The 17,182-nt window shown below is 71.6% G+C and carries 14 protein-coding genes; 6 read left to right on the top strand and 8 right to left on the bottom strand.

The features are described 5' to 3' along the window. The first annotated feature begins 77 nt into the window (after positions 1-77). A complete protein-coding gene (locus ACYVDO_RS01095) occupies positions 78-869 on the top strand; it encodes an inositol monophosphatase family protein (protein ID WP_460932162.1) in 792 nt (263 codons plus the stop codon). A 10-nt stretch (positions 870-879) separates the two neighbouring features. On the opposite strand, the gene ACYVDO_RS01090 is transcribed toward ACYVDO_RS01095, so the two are convergent. Then, entirely contained in the window at positions 880-2,994 is a 2,115-nt protein-coding gene (locus ACYVDO_RS01090) for a hypothetical protein (protein WP_460932160.1), read from the bottom strand. Between the two features lie 102 nt (positions 2,995-3,096). Between ACYVDO_RS01090 and ACYVDO_RS01085 the strand changes: the two genes are divergently transcribed. Both ACYVDO_RS01085 and ACYVDO_RS01080 read left to right on the top strand, forming a co-directional pair. Continuing rightward, positions 3,097-3,543, top strand: a complete 447-nt coding sequence (locus tag ACYVDO_RS01085) for an adenylyltransferase/cytidyltransferase family protein (RefSeq protein WP_460932158.1) — start codon at positions 3,097-3,099, stop codon at positions 3,541-3,543. After that, the gene (locus tag ACYVDO_RS01080) at positions 3,543-4,262 is read left to right on the top strand and encodes a TIGR03089 family protein (protein WP_460932156.1); all 720 of its coding nucleotides are present in this window, start codon (positions 3,543-3,545) and stop codon (positions 4,260-4,262) included. The genes ACYVDO_RS01085 and ACYVDO_RS01080 overlap by 1 nt, the downstream gene beginning before the upstream one ends. Positions 4,263-4,290: 28 nt before the next feature. Here ACYVDO_RS01080 and ACYVDO_RS01075 read toward each other — a convergent pair whose 3' ends face one another. Beyond that, a complete protein-coding gene (locus ACYVDO_RS01075; RefSeq protein WP_460932154.1) occupies positions 4,291-6,018 on the bottom strand; it encodes a peptidoglycan-binding domain-containing protein in 1,728 nt (575 codons plus the stop codon). Between the two features lie 329 nt (positions 6,019-6,347). Here ACYVDO_RS01075 and ACYVDO_RS01070 point away from each other — a divergent pair, with 329 nt between their 5' ends. The 3 genes from ACYVDO_RS01070 to ACYVDO_RS01060 all read left to right on the top strand — a co-directional run bounded on the left by ACYVDO_RS01070 (position 6,348) and on the right by ACYVDO_RS01060 (position 9,941). Next, positions 6,348-7,151 (top strand): CoA transferase subunit A, encoded by an 804-nt coding sequence (locus ACYVDO_RS01070; RefSeq protein WP_460932152.1) that lies wholly within the window; start codon positions 6,348-6,350, stop codon positions 7,149-7,151. Between the two features lies 1 nt (position 7,152). Then, positions 7,153-7,791: a CoA transferase subunit B gene (locus ACYVDO_RS01065; protein WP_460932150.1), complete on the top strand. Its 639-nt coding sequence runs from the start codon at positions 7,153-7,155 to the stop codon at positions 7,789-7,791. A gap of 557 nt (positions 7,792-8,348) precedes the next feature. Next, positions 8,349-9,941 (top strand): N-acetylmuramoyl-L-alanine amidase, encoded by a 1,593-nt coding sequence (locus tag ACYVDO_RS01060; protein WP_460932148.1) that lies wholly within the window; start codon positions 8,349-8,351, stop codon positions 9,939-9,941. 98 nt (positions 9,942-10,039) lie between these two features. On the opposite strand, the gene ACYVDO_RS01055 is transcribed toward ACYVDO_RS01060, so the two are convergent. The 6 genes from ACYVDO_RS01055 to ACYVDO_RS01030 all read right to left on the bottom strand — a co-directional run bounded on the left by ACYVDO_RS01055 (position 10,040) and on the right by ACYVDO_RS01030 (position 17,166). Further along, positions 10,040-11,503, bottom strand: coding sequence for a SpoIID/LytB domain-containing protein (locus ACYVDO_RS01055; protein ID WP_460932146.1), 1,464 nt, complete (start codon positions 11,501-11,503; stop codon positions 10,040-10,042). A 279-nt stretch (positions 11,504-11,782) separates the two neighbouring features. After that, positions 11,783-12,700, bottom strand: a complete 918-nt coding sequence (locus ACYVDO_RS01050) for a glycosyltransferase (protein WP_460932144.1) — start codon at positions 12,698-12,700, stop codon at positions 11,783-11,785. Positions 12,701-12,748: 48 nt separating this feature from the next. After that, positions 12,749-13,555, bottom strand: a complete 807-nt coding sequence (locus tag ACYVDO_RS01045) for a CDP-alcohol phosphatidyltransferase family protein (RefSeq protein WP_460932142.1) — start codon at positions 13,553-13,555, stop codon at positions 12,749-12,751. A gap of 2 nt (positions 13,556-13,557) precedes the next feature. Further along, positions 13,558-15,453 (bottom strand): DUF5941 domain-containing protein, encoded by a 1,896-nt coding sequence (locus tag ACYVDO_RS01040; RefSeq protein WP_460932141.1) that lies wholly within the window; start codon positions 15,451-15,453, stop codon positions 13,558-13,560. 167 nt (positions 15,454-15,620) lie between these two features. Further along, complete coding sequence (locus ACYVDO_RS01035) at positions 15,621-16,367, bottom strand: ABC transporter ATP-binding protein (RefSeq protein ID WP_460932139.1); 747 nt, start codon at positions 16,365-16,367, stop codon at positions 15,621-15,623. 1 nt (position 16,368) lies between these two features. Beyond that, positions 16,369-17,166: an ABC transporter permease gene (locus ACYVDO_RS01030; protein WP_460932137.1), complete on the bottom strand. Its 798-nt coding sequence runs from the start codon at positions 17,164-17,166 to the stop codon at positions 16,369-16,371. Positions 17,167-17,182: the final 16 nt, after the last annotated feature.

Genomic DNA, 17,182 nt, shown 5'->3' with positions numbered 1-17,182 from the left:
CTGGTCGTCGGCCGGCCGACCGGGACCCGCTGCGCCCCGAGTTCGTGCGGTGGCACAGGGTGTGGAACGGTTGGGCCGTGGACACCGACGAGGTGCTGGACCTCCTGAAGACCGTGGCCGCCGAGGTCATCACCCCGCGGTTCCGGTCGCTGGCCGACGGCGAGGTGATGGAGAAGAACCCGGGCGACCTCGTCACGGTCGCCGACCAGGAGTCCGAGGCGATCCTCACCCGCGAGCTCTCCGCCGCATACCCGGGCGCGTTCGTCCTCGGGGAGGAGCGGACCGCCACCGACCCCACCGCCCTGGCCAAGTTCGTCGCGGCCGACCACGCCTTCACGGTGGACCCCGTCGACGGCACCAAGAACTTCGTCCACGGGTCCCCCGACCACGCGGTCATGGTCAGCGAGGTCAAGGGCGGCGAGACGGTGCGCGGCTGGATCTGGCAGCCCGAGCACGAGGTCGGCTGGGTCGCCGAGAAGGGCGCCGGGGTCTGGCGCAACGGCGACCGGGTCACCCGGGAGCCGGTGGCGGACGACGCCCCACCGCACGGCGTCACCTCGATCTGGCCGCTGCGCGGTCACAGCCTCGGCGACCTGCCACCGCTCACCGGCTCCTGGGTGTGCTGCGGCGTCGACTACCCGCGCCTGATCGAGGGCGCGACCGACTACATCCTCTACGCGCGCAACAGCCCCTGGGACCACTCCCCCGGCGCGCTCATGGTCCGGGAGGCGGGCGGCGCCGTGGGCCACCCGGACGGCACGCCCTACTCCCCGACCGCCCTCACCCCCGGCATCGTCGTGGCCGCCGACCGGGGCACGTATGCCGCGGTGCGCCGCCTCGCCGCGGACGCCTTCGCCCGCCGCGGCTGACCGGGGAGGTTCAGCCGCCGAGCCGGCCGAGCCAGACGAGCACCGGGAGGTCCACGAGGTGGTCGGGACGTCGCTCGAGGAGCCGGGGGTCCTCCCTGACCGTCGTGTCCACCGCCTGGGTGCCGGTGCGCAGGCCGAGGTCCGAGAGGGTCGAGGGCCCGTCGGCGGCGACGAGCACGAGCCGGCCGCCGTTGCGCTCGACGGACGCGCCGACCCGCGCGAGGGTCGAGCGCAGGCGCGGCGGGTCCTGCCGCAGGGCCGTGGTCGTGGACAGCGCCGGCACCCCGCAGTAGCCGCGCAGCACCTGCGGCCACTCGTTCGCGGCCCGCGAGTCGACCATGATCGCCACGTCCCCCGGCTGGAGGGCCGAGCACACCCGGTCGACGGCGGCCAGCTCCCCCTGCTCGACCCGCTCGTCCCGGTGCGGCCAGGTGGCGAGCCCGGCGGGGACGACGAGCGCGACGGCCACCAGCAGGCTCACGGCGACGTTCACGGCATACGGCAGGCGGCGGGTCGACCACCGCGACACCACGGCGGCGCACGCCACCGTGAGCAGCACGACCGTCGGGAGGGCGATGACGAGCCGGCGGTCGGCCCAGGGGTGGTCGGGCGTGATGCCCGGGCGGTAGAGCGTGAGCAGCGTCGAGCCGACCCCGACGACGGCCGGTCCCGTCCACGCGGGCAGGTCGCGGCCCTCCACCCACGCCGACGCGGCGCGGTGCGCCAGCACCGCGGTGGCGACCAGGGCGAGGACGAGCGCCACCGGTCCCACCCACCACGCCAGCCACGCCACCGACTGCTCGGCGTACGTCCGGCCGCCGTCGACCGGCAGGCCCTGCCGCGACTGGAGACCGGCGACCACGCGGGCACCGGGGTCGGCCGCGGACTGGCGCACCGTCTGCCACAGCGGACGCGAGGCGAGGAACGCCCCGACCAGCACGACGACGCCGGCCAGGACCCGCGGCAGCCAGGCCGCGACGAGGGTCCCCGCGGACCAGCCCCTCCGCGAGCCGACGACGAGCAGCACCCCCAGCAGGCCGACCACGACGCCGAGGGCGACGAGCGGCAGCAGCGAGCCGGCGATGCTGCCGAGGTACTGCGACGAGGTCAGCCACGTGAGGCCGAACGCGACGGCCGAGGCGCCGAGCGTGCTCACGACGAGCGTCCGCGCCCAGGCGTGTCGCTGGGCGCCCGCGAGCGCGGCCACGGCCAGCAGCAGCACGACCTCGCGCAGTGCGTCCACGCGCACGACGATGCCCCCACCGAGCAGGAGGCCGGCAGCCACCGCCGCCCGCCGGGCGGCCGGTGCGTCGGACGCCCCCGTGCGCGCCGCCAGGGTGAGCGCCACCAGCGAGGCGGCCAGCGCCGGCAGGGCGACCGGCTCGGAGTAGGTGGAGCGGGCCACGTGGACGAGGGGGAAGAGCAGGGCGGTGCCGAGCGCGGCCAGCGGCCCCCACCGGGGTCCCACGAGCAGCGACCCGAGCAGTCCGACCCCGAGCACGGTGAGGCCGAAGAGCAGGGCCGGGAGCCAGAACGTCGCCCCGGCACCGCCGACCCACCAGGCCACGGAGTACCACGCGCTCGGCCCCACGGGGAACTGCGGCTGGATGGCAGGGTGCTCGGGCGTCCCCACCGAGTAGAACGCCGGGCTGGCTAGGGTCACGCCGGGCAGGCGCAGGACGTCGGGACCTCCGACGGAGCGGGCCGGCACCTCGATGGGCCGGGCGTGACCACCGGCCAGCTGGACGGCGGACTGGAAGTAGGAGCCGGAGTCGCGTCGCGGCAGCACCTGCTCGGAGTGCGTCAGGCCGGCCCAGACGCTGGCCCCGACGGCAAGCAGCAGGAGCAGGGCGGTGGTCCAGACCGGCAACGGACGGACGGGCACCAGCGCGGCGACGGCCGCCGCCGCGACGGCCAGCACGAGGAGCACGGGTCCGGCGACCCACGGCTGCCACCACCCGAGCAGGGCGAGCACCCCGGCCGCCAGCGCCCCCAGGACCAGCCAGGCGGCCCCGCCCACGACGAGGCGGGAGACGAGCCAGCCGCCCCACGCCTCACCCCTCAGGAGCGGCAGGTCGCCCGGGTCGGGGGTGTAGGGATAGCTGCGGGGCGCGCGGCTGCTCACAGCCCGCAACGCTAGCGCGCCCGACCGGGCCGGCAGCGCCGGCCCACGTCTACGGGTAGCCGCCTGACGGGCGACCGTGCCGCCGGGCGGTAGCCTCGCGCCATGGCCGACGACCAGCACCCCTACGAGTCCTCCCCCGACCTGAGTGCTGAGGGGCGCACCGTCATCACCTTCGGCACCTTCGACGTGCTCCACGTCGGGCACATCCGGATCCTCCAGCGCGCAGCCTCGCTCGGCGACCGGCTCGTCGTCGGCGTCTCCGCGGACGAGCTCAACCTGCGCAAGAAGGGACGGGCGCCGGTGTTCTCCCAGGAGGAGCGCGTCGAGATCGTGAGCAACCTGCGCATGGTCGACGAGGTCTTCATCGAGGAGAGCCTCGAGCTCAAACGGGACTACATCGCTCAACACCGGGCCGACGTGCTCGCCATGGGGGACGACTGGAAGGGGCGTTTCGACTTCGTCTCCGACCTGTGCGAGGTCGTGTACTTCCCGCGGACGCCGTCGGTGTCGACGACCGAGGTCATCGAGCACATCGCCAACAACGCCTGATGTCGACCCCGCCGGCCGACCTGCTCGCGAGGATGCTGGCGAGCGACCCCGGGCGCCCCCGGGTCACGTTCTACGAGGACACACCCGGCCATTCGCAGGGCGAGCGCATCGAGCTCAGCGCCAAGGTCCTCGCCAACTGGGTCAACAAGGCGGCGAACGCGCTCCAGGAGGAGTGGGACCTCGGCGTCGGCTCGACCGTGCGGATCGCCCTGCCGCCGCACTGGCGCTCGCTCTACTGGGCCCTGGCCGCCTGGTCCGTCGGCGCCACGGTCGTGCTCGACGACGAGCCGGCCGACCTCCTCGTCACCGACGACCCGGAAGCGGCCGGTGCGGCGAGCTGCCCGGTCGTCGTCGTCACCCTCGCGGCGCTCGCCCGAACGGCGGCTGCCCCGCTGCCGGCCGACGCCATGGACGAGGCCAGGGAGCTCTCGACGTACGGCGACCAGTTCCTCGCGCTCGACGAGCCCGCGCCCGGTGGCCCGGCGGCGGTCGCGCCCGGCCGCACGACGGCCTACGAGGACGTCGTCCCGCGCCCTGACTGGCCGACAGGGACCCGCGTGCACGTCGCGGGCGGCGACCTGGGCCGGCTGCTCGAGCTCGCGCTGGCGGCCTGGGCGGTCGACGGGTCGGTCGTGCTGTCGAGAGGCTCGGCACCAGCGGGGGGACGCGCCGACCGGCTCGCCACCGAGGGCGTCACCCTTGACGAGTCCGACGCCTGACGGATCGGGGTCTCCCCGCGCGCTGGGGTCAGCGCCGGCGGAGCTCGCCCTCGAGGGCCTTCCAGGTCAGGGTGGCCACGGTGCCGGTCCGCGCGAGCCTGGCACGACCCTGCAGTGCCTTGACCGCCGCGGCGGTCTGCGGTCCGAAAGCGCCGTCGGGCGTCACCCGCAGCGCCCTCTGCAGGACGGTCACCGCGGTGCCGCGGGAGCCGGCGCGCAGCACCGTGTCGTAGTAGGCGGTCAGGGGGTGGTCGCGTCGCTCGAGCGCACGCCAGACCTTGGCGTCGGTCACACCGGTCACCGGCAGCCGCTGCCCACGTTGGAACGCCTGGACCGCTGCCACGGTGCGTGGACCGTAGGCGCCGTCCACCGCGACCCCGCCGAGGGCGCGCTGGAGGCTCTTGACCGCTGCACCCCTCGACCCCGACCGCAACACCGTCGTGATCAGGGCGGTGTACTCGGTGGCCGTACGGGTCGCGTCCCGGGACACTGTGCCCGCAGCACCTGCGGAGCCCGTGCCCGAGTTGGGCACCGTGGCCGAGGTGGTGACGGGGGGAGCCGTGGGGCCCGAGCCGCTCGACCGGCCCTGCCCGACGAGCGCCGCCCACGTTGCCGGGCCGCAGACGCCGTTGGCGGGGAGGTTGCGCCTGGCCTGGAACGCCTTGACCGCGCCCTCCGTCTGCGGCCCGAAGGCGCCGTCAGCGGGGACTGCGAGCGCCCTCTGCAGGGCGGCGACCGCCGCGCCCGAGGAGCCCCGCCGCAGCGTGGTGCCCGTGTAGGCCGCGAGCGCACTCGTCACGGCCGTGGCGGGGGTCGTCGGAGGCTTGGGGACGACCGGAGCAGGGACCGGCGTCGGAGCCGGGCTCGGCGCCTGGGGCGGAGCTGATGCGAGCGGCCGCGCTGGGACGAGCCTGAGGGCGATCATCCGAGCCCACGTGGCCGCGTCGAGCTGGCCCGTGGGGGGCAGCTTCTGCGCCTTCTGCCACGCGAGCAGGGCTGCGAGCGTCCTGGGGCCGAACGCCCCGTCGGCGGCCACCCCGAGCACCTTCTGCACCAGGACGACATCGCTTCCCGAGGCTCCCTGGACGAGGACCGTGTAGGTGGCCGACGGGGGCGCCGGGGGCGTGGTCGGCAAGGGCGTACCCGGGCGGCCCCCGACGACGGCCAGGGGCTTCCCGGTCCACCAGGACGTCCTGCCGTAGGCCCCGTCCCACGAGAACGAGAAGTGGATGTGGTCGGTGTGCGGGACGGATCCGGTGTAGGGAGCCCAGCCGCGCTCGGGCGCGTAGGCGCGCCACATCTTGTGGTTCCAGATGATGTACATGATCCCGAAGCGGCGGGCCATCGCACCGGGACGGCCCTGGGCGTCCGGCGCCGACAACCACTGCGTCACCGAGTCCGCGACCGCCTTCTGCACGGGGTCGTTGACGCTGACCATCCAGTCGAGCGCGCGGCCCTCGGAGTGCTCGGTCACGCCGCTGTTGCAGTTGCGGCCGATCCCGTACGTCGTGCGGGTCACCGGGGCGTAGTGGCTCTTGAGCAGCTCGCCGAACGCGATGACGTACGGCTTGGCGACGGGGTCGCAGGTGCTCTGGCCGACGTAGGGCTCGGCGAGGTCGAGGCCGCTCGGGAGGGACTTGGACGGGGGCGCCGGGATCCTCGCGCCGGCAGCCGACGCGGAGGCCGCGGCGAGCGGGAGGGCGATGGCGGGAAGGGTGACCACGCCGATGGCGCGGACCGCGTAGGACGCTCGCACTGCTGACGCTCCGAGGATTCGAGCCGCAGGGCCGCGGCGGGCTGACGAAGGACCCGGTCCGTGGAGGCGACCGGCGAGACATTTGTCCCAGCAGTTCACAGGCGTCACAAGCCCGTGCGCATAACTACAGACGTGGAATTCCCCCCGCCCTCAACCGTTCGGACGAGGGCGAAGGGATCTCGCCGCTGTCCCGGCCCCACCGACAGCGGCGCGACCGTGGAGCACGCCGCCACGGACGGGTCCGCCGTGTGCTCCGACCACGCCGCCCCGGTCGGAGGGTGGGGAGGGACCACGCAGGTCGGTGCGGACCTGCCCACTAGAGTCCCCACATGGACAAAGTCGTCTCCTCTGCTGCCGAGGCCATCGACGGGATCGTCGACGGCTCCTCCCTGTCGGTGGGCGGTTTCGGGTTGTGTGGCATCCCGAGCGTGCTCATCGCGGCGATCCACGACGCGGGGGTGAGCGGCCTGGAGGCGATCAGCAACAACTGCGGCGTCGACGACTGGGGGCTGGGGATCCTGTTGAAGGACAAGCGGATCTCCCGGATGGTGTCCTCCTACGTCGGGGAGAACAAGGAGTTCGAGCGGCAGTACCTGCACGGCGAGCTCGAGGTCGAGCTGACCCCGCAGGGCACGCTGGCGGAGCGGTTGCGGGCCGGCGGGTCGGGGATCCCGGCGTTCTACACGGTGACCGGCGCCGGCACCCAGGTCGCCGAGGGCGGCCTGCCGTGGAGGTACGACGCCGACGGCACCGTGGTGAAGCAGTCACCGCGCAAGGAGACCAAGGTCTTCACCGTCGACGGGCAGGACAAGGAGTTCGTCCTCGAGCACGCGATCGTGGCCGACTTCGGGCTGGTGCGGGCGTGGAGGGGTGACCGGCACGGCAACCTCGTCTTCAACAAGTCGGCCCGCAACTTCAACCCCCTCGCCGCCATGGCGGGACGGGTCACGATCGCCGAGGTGGAGGAGCTGGTCGAGCCGGGTGAGCTCGATCCCGACACGATCCACCTGCCCGGCATCTACGTGCACCGGGTGCTGCCGCTGACGGCGGAGCAGGCTGCCGACAAGCGGATCGAGCGCCGCACCGTCCGACCCCGCCCCGACGCCGCCACCCCGACCGCGCAGGAGGCCTGAGATGGCACTGACCCGTGAGCAGATGGCGGCCCGGGCCGCCGGCGAGCTGTCCGACGGCTCGTACGTGAACCTCGGCATCGGCCTGCCGACCCTGGTTCCCAACTACGTCCCCGACGACGTCGAGATCGTGCTGCAGTCCGAGAACGGCATCCTCGGCGTCGGGGCCTACCCCCTGGAGGGGCAGGAGGACCCCGACCTGATCAACGCCGGCAAGGAGACCGTGACCCTGCGCCGTGGGTCCTCGTTCTTCGACTCCGCCACCTCGTTCGGGATGATCCGCGGCGGCAAGGTCGACGCCGCTATCCTCGGCGCGATGCAGGTCTCCGCCAAGGGCGACATCGCCAACTGGATGATCCCCGGCAAGATGGTCAAGGGCATGGGCGGGGCGATGGACCTCGTCCACGGCGCCAAGAAGGTCATCGTCCTGATGGAGCACAACGCCAAGGACGGCTCGTACAAGATCGTGAACGAGTGCTCGCTGCCCTACACGGGCCGCGGCGTGGTCCAGCGGATCATCACCGACCTGTGCGTCCTCGACGTCACCGACCACGGCCTGGTGCTGCGCGAGCTCGCCGACGGCGTCACCGAGGAGGACGTCCGCGAGCGCACCGAGCCGTCGTTCACCGTCGACCTCGGGTGACGGCATGGCCCCAGTCGTCGTGAGGTCGCGCACCGTCAAGATCGGGTAACGATGGGTGTGGGGGTCGCGGCAGCACGACCCGAACGGGCACCATCGGATGCGGACAAATGCAACCGACACGGATGAGACCACCCATGGCTTCCCCCGCGCACACCCCGAGCGCCACCCTCCGTCGCTTCGTCACCCGAACCGGCCCCCGCCTGGCGGTGACGTCCTTGGTCCTGACCACCGGCGTCACCATCGCGCCGGTGATGGGAGGCCACTCCCGCGCTGTCCCCCACCCGGTGGCTCCCAGCGTCCGCCACCAGTCGCTGTCCGGGGCGAGCGAGCGATCTGCCACCGCCGCTGACGGGGCCGGCGGCCTGACTCGGCCCTCGGCCACGTCCCGGTCTCTCCCCGACACCATCACGGCGGTCAGCACCTCTGCGGACATGGTTGCTCTGACTTGGGACAAGAACGACGCCCCGGCCCCCGGCACCACCCTCAGCGTCCGGGCACGACAAGGCTCACGGTGGACGGCATGGACTCCGCTCGAGGTCTCCGAAGACACAGACCCCGTGGCCGCCAAGGCGGGCCGAGTGGAGCGCGTCGGCACCGACCCGCTCTGGCTCGGGCCGGGGACGACGACGGTCCAGGTCCGCTACCGTGCAGCGGACCGACCGGTGGCCGAGCGTGCCCGACTCGAGCTGGTGGACCCCGGCACGAGTCCTGCGGACGCGCCTGCGACCGCACCACCTGGCAGCGCCCAGGCGAGCGCACCGCAGCCCCGGATCATCTGGCGCAGCTGGTGGGGAGCCGACGAGTCGTTGCGCACCTGCTCCCCCTCGTACAGCCCGACAACGCTCGCGATGGTCGTCCACCACACCGCCGGCACCAACTCCTACACGGCATCCCAGTCCGCTGCACTGGTCCGTGGCATCTACGCCTACCACGCCAAGAGCCTCGGCTGGTGCGACATCGGCTACAACATGCTGGTCGACAAGTACGGTCAGGTGTTCGAGGGCAGGGCCGGCGGTGTGGACAGCCCCGTGATCGGGGCCCACACCGGAGGGTTCAACACGAACACCTTCGGCGTCTCGGTCCTGGGGGACTACACCAGCACCTCCCTCCCCAGCGCGGGCATGAGCGCACTGCAAGGTGTCTTGGCCTGGCGGGCTGACGGGTTCTACATCCCGGCGAAGGGGACGTCGGTCCTCACCAGCGCCGGCGGCGGGTCGCTCTACCCCGCCGGGCAGAAGGTCACGAAGAACACCATCTCGGGGCACCGGGACCTGTGGCCCACGTCGTGTCCCGGCGCCTGGCTCTACGGACAGCTCGGAGCCATCCGCAACGGCGTGGCCGCGCGACAGTCGTACACCGGCTCAGCCGTCTACCGCCGCTGGGTCGCCATGGGCGGTGCCAGCGGGTCGCTCGGCTCGCCGAGCCGCGGTGAGCGAGTGTTGCCGTACGGCTCCCAGACACCCTTCCAGGGCGGGCAGGCGCTGTACGCGACCCCGAGGGGCGCGTTCCGCATGGGCGCCGGCTTCAACTCGTTCTACTGGAACAACGCCGGCTACGCCGCATGGGGCTACCCCCTCGGCGACGAGTACGGTATCGCCGGCGGAGCGCGCGTCGACCTCCAGAGCCGGTCGATGCTCTGGAGCAGCGCGACGGGCACGCACGGCATACGGGGTGGTGTGCGCAACTACTGGGTGGCCGTGGGCGGTTCGGCCGGCACCCTGCAGTTCCCGACGGGCGAGGAGTACAACCCGAACTCCGCCGGTGCTGCCCAACGGTTCCAAGGGGGCAGCGTGCTGTGGACCAGCACCCACGGCGCGCACGCCACGCTGGGCGACGTCGACACTGCGTACTGGGCCAACGGCGGCCCGACCGCCTACTTCGGCTACCCGCAGGCCGACCGATCCACCGTCCTCACCGGGGCGTTCCAGCAGTTCCAGCGTGGTCGGATCTACACCAATCCCGCAACCGGCACGTGGCCGGTCATCGGCGCGATCGGGTCGCGGTACATCACCTACGGCGGCCCCGCGTCCCCGCTCGGGTTCCCCATCGCGGGCGAAGCCGCCAACTCGACCGGGGTCGTGCAGACCTTCGAGCGCGGGTCCATCAGCTGGAACCGCACCACGGGGGTCACGACGGTGAACCTCGGCTGACGGCGACGGCCGGGTGGAACACCCGGCCGTCGAGAAGGGGAGGAGCCGGCCGGCCCCGCTCGTGCAGCACGAGCGGGGCCGGCCGGCTGTCCGCCCCGTTACCGCGTGACGTACGCCGGCCAGCCCGCTGCCCGCATCTCCGCCTGGCTCATGTGGTGCAAGGTCCCGTCCGGAGCCTCCGCGTAGATCGCAGGATCGGAAGCCGTTCGATAGAAGAGCGTGCCGTAGACCAGTCCGACCACCTGCGGGGTGGGGAACCCGGCAGCCTTCCACTGGTCCCACGTGAGCATCCTGGTCTGGCCCAACGGTTCCGTGGGCCAGTCGATGACGGCGTACTGGGTGGGCGACCAGGCGTACTTCACGTTCCGGGTGGGCATGGCGCTCACCCGGGGCCGACCCACCGCTGCGTAGTCCGTGGCGGTGACCCACGCGTGGTCCTTCCACTGACCTGCCCCGAACTGCCGATACACCTCAGGGCCGAAGGCGCTCTTCACGTAGGCAAGGCTCGTGACCTGCTGGCTCGGTTGGACCACCGGGAAGAACCAGTCGGACTTCAGGCCGAAGGCCGCCTGGAACGCCGTGCCGGTGAGGGTTCGCGTGCCGGTGGATCCGGCGATGACCACCTGGGTCACGCGGCCTCCGGTGGTTCCCAGGCCGTTCTGCTGGGTCACCCTCAACGACTTGAACGTGCCGAGGGCGTACCTGCTCGCCAGCACCGACCCATCGAGCGTCACCGTCCACGTGTGTTCTGGCGCCCACCGGTCGCCGAGGTCCGGCACGGCCGGGAACGTCCCTCCGGCGGTGTATCCCCCCGTGGAGGCGGAGAACTCGGTCCGTGCGACGGCCCCGGTCGACTTCATCACCCGGACCTGGCCGGCCGTGGCACCGATCGCCTTGTCGGTGCGAGGGTCCGCCACGAGGACGCCGTTGCGGGTGGCGCCGTTGTAGACCTGACAGGTGGTGGTGTCGCAGGTCTTGGCATACGACCAGCGGCGCTCCGACCAGGCGTAGCTGCGGGCGGCAACCGCCTGCGCCTTCAGGGCCTCGATGCCCCACCCCTCCCGGGCGTCGGCCCACCCTGCCGGCGACTCGGACGGGACGACCCCACGCAGGTACTCCTCGAGTGGCAGCTCGTTGACCAGCCGTCGTGTGGATCCGTCCTGCACCATCTCGAGGGTTCCCCTGTACCCCTTCCCGTTGCCGCAGGTCACCAGGGTGTCGTCGGCCGTGGTCCCGGCCTTCGGCGTCAGCTTGATCACCGTGTCGGTCAGCGCGTAGGGACCGATGTTCCGGGGCGCGGAGCACCCCTGGTAGGTGGCGTACAGCTGCCAGGCACCGGAAGAGGTGCGCACCACTCGCGCCGCGGACCCGGCCTCGATGGTGATCCCGCCGACGGTGAACTCCTTGGTGCTGGTGATCCACTGTCCTGCCAGCGAGGTGGAGTTGAGCGCTCCGTCGAGCGAGGTCAGCGCCACCCGGATCGACGGGGCGCCGAGCGACCCCGCGGACGTCCCTCCGTAGTAGTGGTCCAGGATCATCGCGGCGGTCCAACCGTGGTCCACCGCGTACCCATATGCTCCCCACTGCCCCATGCCGCGTCCGTGACCCCACCCGTGGCCGACGATGACCACCGAAGGACCCGCAGCACTCGCCTGGGGCGCACCGGCCAAGCCGAGGCCGGCGAGCACCGACAAGACCGCTGCCGTCACGACTGGGACACGAGAACGCATGGAAGCTCCTGGGGAGGCGGGGGACGTGGGGGCGCACCCCGAGGTCGGAGAACCCGGTCAGGCTAGCCGCACGCCGTCACCGTGGATGCCGGTTTTGCCCGAAGCGTGTCCCTACTGCAACCCGGCCGCGAGCTCGCACAGGACATCGAGCAACGAGACGGCCCCGAGTCCCGCGCCGTCGGACGGCGCTCCCCCCTCGAGCACCGCGGCAGCGAACGCCTCCGGCGTGGGGGCCGTCAGCTCCACCCCGGCCGGCCGTGGGCTGGTGTCACTGGCCACCACCCTTGCACCCGCCATCAGCGCTTCTCGGACGATGAGCGCGTCCCCGTCCCACGACGTTGGCCGCAGGAACACCTCGGCGGCCTCGAGCTCCTCGCGGACGGCGGCCTCGGACAGGTTCATCTCCACCCGGACCCAGGGAAGCTCCGCCACCTGACGACGGAGGTCCTGCAGGGCGGGCGTCTCACGGTCATAGGCCAGGATCACCAGTTCCGCGTCGGGCCAGGAACGCCTCACCAGCTCCGCGGCCCGCACCGCCACGGCGGCCCGGTAGTGGGGAAGTCCGGAGTTCGTCGCCACCGCGAGCCGGTGTGGCACCGTTGGCGTCCCAGGACCTGGCCGGCCCACAGCCTGGATCCGTCTGGGGACCACCACGGTGGCCCTCCGACGCAGACCGGCAGGGAGCTCGGACACGACGTCGCCGTTGACGGGCAGGATGACCTGGTAGGCACGCAGACCGGTGAGGACCACGTGGCGCAGGAGCGCCGGCATGCCAGCGAGCTGGGCCCGAGCTGACCCCGAGTGGAGCACGAGGACGGTAGTTCCCGGAAGCACCGCGAAGAGCGGCGCGAGGACAGTGCTGCGCCAGAGCCTGGTGATGTGCAGGACGTGGACACTTCGCCGCTCCCACACGTACGGAATCGCCCTGGCGATGCCCCCCAGGCTCGCCGTGTTGGCTTGGCGTACGCGAACACCACGGCTCCGGAGCTCGCTGGTCGTCTCCGTCACCACCGCCGTGACACCACCCACCGGCCCAGGGAGCCGAGCCCACTGCCAGAGCGTGAAGGATGACATCGGTCAGTCCAGGCGCGAGCTGGTCAGCACGCCGACGAGGTGGCCACCGGCCGTGATGACAGCGAGGGGCGCCAGGATCGCCAACAACAGTTGCGAGCCATTCAGCCCGTCGACCGCCACGTCGACGGCACCCGCCACCAGGCACGACAGGGAGAACTCGACTGCGACGAAGGCGCGGAAGACCGGAACGTACCTGAAGGCCCTTCGCGCCGCGGCCAGGCTGCCGGCCTTGGGCAGGGCCGTCCCCTCCGTGTCGCTCAGGAGCGGCCGGCCAGTCTTGGCACGACTCACCACGACCAGGTCGGTGAACGCCTTGTTCACGATGACGACCACAGCGGTCAGGCTGCCGAGGAGGGCCCAGCCACCGACGTCGGCCGGGTGTCGCCAGTTCCAGCTGTCAGCGCGCAGCCCGAGGAAGATGGGCAGTGCCGCCTCTGTGAGGTAGTGCCCGATCCGGTCGAGGTAGATCCCGGCGGGTGAGAACCGGTGCCGCCACCGTGCGACCTCGCCGTCGCTGCAGTCGAGCAGGATCTGCGCCTGCATCGCCAGGACGACGAGGACAGGCCCGAGCAGGCCCGGCAACGGCAGCAGGGCGGCGCCGAGGACCCCGACCAGCACCATCAGGACGGTGACGGTGTTTGCGCTGGCTCCGGTGCGCAGCAACAGGAGAGTCGCGCGCAGGGACAGGTGCCTCATGTACAGGGCGCCAGACCAGTGCTCGGCGTTGTACCGGGCGATGTGCTCGGGCGGCTGCACCACGGCGCGAAGATCGGCGAGCGTCGGCCTGTTGTCGTTGGGGTCGTGGGCCATGGTCATCCTTCGGTCTCGACTCGCACCGTGGTCGGCTGCGACGGAACCCGCAGCCGGCGATACCAGGTCGACACGGATTCCCCCAGGAAGAGCAGCCCCAGGTACGCGGCGGCGAGGGCCGCCGCCCAGCCGAGATCGACCGAGTCGGCCGTCACACCGGCGAGCAGGATGAGCAGAAGGCGCACCTCGACCCCCAGTCCTGCACAGACCAACCACTGTGGGGGGCCAGCGCCCAGATCGCGCAACCGGTAGACCACGTCGTACCGGTGGTACGCAACGGCCGCGAGGTAGGCGAACAAGGGGCCCCGACCCCCGACGTGGACGTCGTGGACCATGACGAGGGTCGCCAACAGGGCCTCGGCCGCCCACAGGGCGCTGGGCGCCTGCCACGCCAGTCGGTGCTGCAGAGGCGGTGAACAGGCCAGCGGGATGAGAACTGCCATGGCCACGCCACCAGCCAGAACCCCCGGGGTGAGGTCGGCAAGCATCCCGGCCAGTGCTGCCGTGAGCGCGACGGCGGCGCACACTGCTCCCACAGGGAAGGGCAGAGCCCACCCTCGCGGCAGCACCGTCGCCAGCAGGCCGAGGTCGAGCTCGTGCTCGAGCCCGCCCTTGTGATGGGTGCCCGCCTCCTGCTGCTCCTGGTAGGCGTCACGCCCCAGGAGCGCCTTCATCGTGCGGCCGCCGTTCGTCCAGGCCACCGACAGCACCGTCGCCCCGAGGAGGAGCCACAAGGTCGCGCGGGGCGAGAGGGCGACCAGGCCGAGGGCGAGCAGGACGTACCGCTCGGCGATCGGAAGGTGCACGACCTTCTTCGCCCAGTCGGTGCGCACCGCGGTCGGCGTCGGCAGCGCGGGGAGAACGGTGCGGACGGCGCCGCCCCGGTCGCTACGGATGCTGAAGGGCACACGGTCGACACGGGGCCGTCGCACCGCCTCCTGGCGACGGGAGTAGGCGCTGTCCTCCAGGTGCCGGAGGGTGATGACGGCCATCGTGGCTGCGGCAAGAACCCACCCGTCCTGACCGCTGCGGACCATCACCGCGCCGAGGGCAGCGATGACCGAGTACTCCTTGACCCGGTCACCCAACGCGTCGAGCCACGCGCCGAAGGCACTGAATCGGCGACTGAACCGAGCCACCTCGCCGTCGACGCAATCCACCACCAGCGCTGCAAGGAGGAGCACCGCGCCGATGACCGAGCACCACCGCGAACCGGTCAGGACGAGGAGCGCGCTCGCCACGCCCATGCCCAGGCTGGTGGCCGTGACGGCGTCCGGCCTCCAGCCGCGCGCCAGGGCAAGCCTCGTGACGCGGCGGGACAGGGGACGCACCAGCATGGTCGAGACGAAGCCGTCGTTCCCCCTGGACGAGGCACGCAGGCGCTCGTCCCAGGCGGACCCGCCCCACCCGGCGCATGTCGCACCGCGACGCCTGTTGTGCCACGTGTAGTTCGACGTGGGGACGGCGCCGACCGCGGCACCTGTCCGCACCAGGGCGACGAGCGCGTACGCGAAGGCGCCGCCGTTGTGCTCCATCGCACCAGGGTCACCCGTGGCAAGCTCCTGTGCGTCAGCGGCTGCTCTGGACCAGGCGGCGGCGGCCGCGGCCCGGTCCGCGCCTGCGACGCGGAGCACCCCGGGTAGCACGTGGGTCGGAGCGGAGACCACGTGGAAGCTCGAGCCGACGGACTCGAGCAGGGATCCGTCCGCGGAGGTGCGCACCGGGGTCATGGCTTCGACTCCCGACTGCACCTCCCACGAGATTGCCGTCAGGGCCGCTGTCGTGACACCAGGCCGGTCCAGGAGGTCGAGGAGGGCGGGCACGGAAAGGTCCAGTCCCCCGTCGACGACCACGAGCGGGTGCTCAACGGACTCCGCTGCGACCTCCGCGAGCCCCATCAGGGCTCTCGTGAGGTCCGTCTCATCGACCTGCGTGGCTGTGTCGACGCTGCACAGCGCGCGGACCGCTGCTGCCGCGGAACCGGGACGCCCGATCACGACGACCTGCCCGCCGGCACTCAGCCCATGGATCTCGCGAGCACTCGAGACTCCGACCGGATTCCCTGTCACGCGCCGGTGTCCAGGTCGGCGTTGTACCGTTCCAGGACGTCGTCCATGGGGCCGTCCATGACCAGAGAGCCCGACTTGAGGTAGAGCCCACGCGTGCTGAATCGCCGGAGGTCTGCCTCGGAGTGCGACACGAGGAACAAGGTCCGGCCGCTGGCGAGAAGTGCCTCCATGCGCTGGTAGCACTTCTCCCGGAACCCACGGTCACCGACGGCGAGCACCTCGTCGACGAGGACGATCGGCTCGTCGAGCGTGGTGATGACGGAGAACCCCAGCCGGACCTGCATGCCGGACGACAGGTGCCGATAGGGGGTGTCCAGGGCGTCGCGTACCTGGGGTCCGGCGAAGGAGACGATGTCGTCGAAGCGGTCGGCGACCTGCTCCCTGGAAAGCCCGTGAAGTCCCGCGGTGAGGTAGATGTTCTCCCGGGCCGACAGCTCGCCGAGGAAACCACCGGTGAGCTCGATCAGGGGGGCGACTCCACCGTCGACGCGAACGGAGCCTGTGTCCGGGAGCAGAACGCCCGCGATCATCTTGAGGAGCGTGCTCTTCCCGCCGCCGTTGGCCCCCACCAGGCCGACTGCTTCCCCGGGCTCGATGGCGAAGGAGACGTCCTTGAGGGCCCAGAAGGTCTGACGAGGAGCGCTGCTGCGTCCCTTGAAGACCATCTCCCGCAGTTGCATCTTTCGCCGACGGGAACGATAGAACTCGATCCCGAGCCGGTCGGCCGTGATGACCGGATGCATCTCAGATCTCCTTCAGTACCGCACGCTCGAGGCGTGCGAACGTCACGGCCCCCGCACCGAGCGTGACGAGGACGACGACGGCCGCCACACCGACCGCCGCCCAGTTCGTCTCGCCGGGGAAGAAGCCCGAGCGATACAGCTCGAGGATCCCGGTCATCGGGTTGAGCGTGAGGAGCTGACGCAGCGACCTGGGGGCCGAGGCCAGCCCGTAGATGACAGGAGTCAAGTAGAAGAAGAGCCGCAGAAAGATCCGCACGACCCTCTGGGTGTCGGTGACCAGTGCGGTAACCGGCGCGAGGAGCAGACCGACCCCGATGAGCAGAAGGAACTGAAGGACGAGGCCCAGGGGGAACAGCACCATGTCCCAGCTGACGTGCGCCTGTCCGACGAGCACGTAGTAGAGCGTGAAGCCCGCCAGGATCGGGAGGGACAGGACGAACTCGATCCCCTTGGCCACGACCACCTTGATGACCCACAGCTCACGCGGGAGGTTGGTGGACCGGACCAGCTTTGCTTCCTGCAGCAGGGCGCGGGAGGTCTCCGTGAGGGAGGCGCTGAACCATTGCCAGGCGAGGAGGCCGATGAGCAGGTAGAGGAAGTAGGGGTGCTCGGCGATGCGCCGGGCTTTGAAGATGTAGGTGAAGACCACGAAGTAGACGGCGGCCATGGCCAAGGGGTCGAGAATGGTCCACAGGTAGCCGAGGATGCTGCGCGCATAGCGCACCCGAAGGTCGCGGATGACAAGGGTCCAGAGCACGTTGCGTTTGGCGGCGATGGCCTTCAGCCTGTTCCCCAACATCGATCCTTCGTCGTCG

The sequence above is a fragment of the Phycicoccus ginsengisoli genome (genome assembly GCF_054779295.1).
The sequence above is the reverse complement of the archived record's forward strand: the minus strand, read 5'-3'. Positions and strand labels throughout refer to the sequence as shown.

What these genes read in the sequence shown, in the direction of transcription:
- ACYVDO_RS01085 (WP_460932158.1), top strand. Translation starts at nt 3,097, where the DNA reads ATGGCCGACGACCAGCACCCCTACGAGTCCTCCCCCGACCTGAGTGCT.
- ACYVDO_RS01080 (WP_460932156.1), top strand. Translation starts at nt 3,543, where the DNA reads ATGTCGACCCCGCCGGCCGACCTGCTCGCGAGGATGCTGGCGAGCGAC.
- ACYVDO_RS01070 (WP_460932152.1), top strand. Translation starts at nt 6,348, where the DNA reads ATGGACAAAGTCGTCTCCTCTGCTGCCGAGGCCATCGACGGGATCGTC.
- ACYVDO_RS01065 (WP_460932150.1), top strand. Translation starts at nt 7,153, where the DNA reads ATGGCACTGACCCGTGAGCAGATGGCGGCCCGGGCCGCCGGCGAGCTG.
- ACYVDO_RS01045 (WP_460932142.1), bottom strand. Translation starts at nt 13,555, where the DNA reads ATGGCCCACGACCCCAACGACAACAGGCCGACGCTCGCCGATCTTCGC.
- ACYVDO_RS01040 (WP_460932141.1), bottom strand. Translation starts at nt 15,453, where the DNA reads ATGGGGCTCGCGGAGGTCGCAGCGGAGTCCGTTGAGCACCCGCTCGTG.
- ACYVDO_RS01035 (WP_460932139.1), bottom strand. Translation starts at nt 16,367, where the DNA reads ATGCATCCGGTCATCACGGCCGACCGGCTCGGGATCGAGTTCTATCGT.
- ACYVDO_RS01030 (WP_460932137.1), bottom strand. Translation starts at nt 17,166, where the DNA reads ATGTTGGGGAACAGGCTGAAGGCCATCGCCGCCAAACGCAACGTGCTC.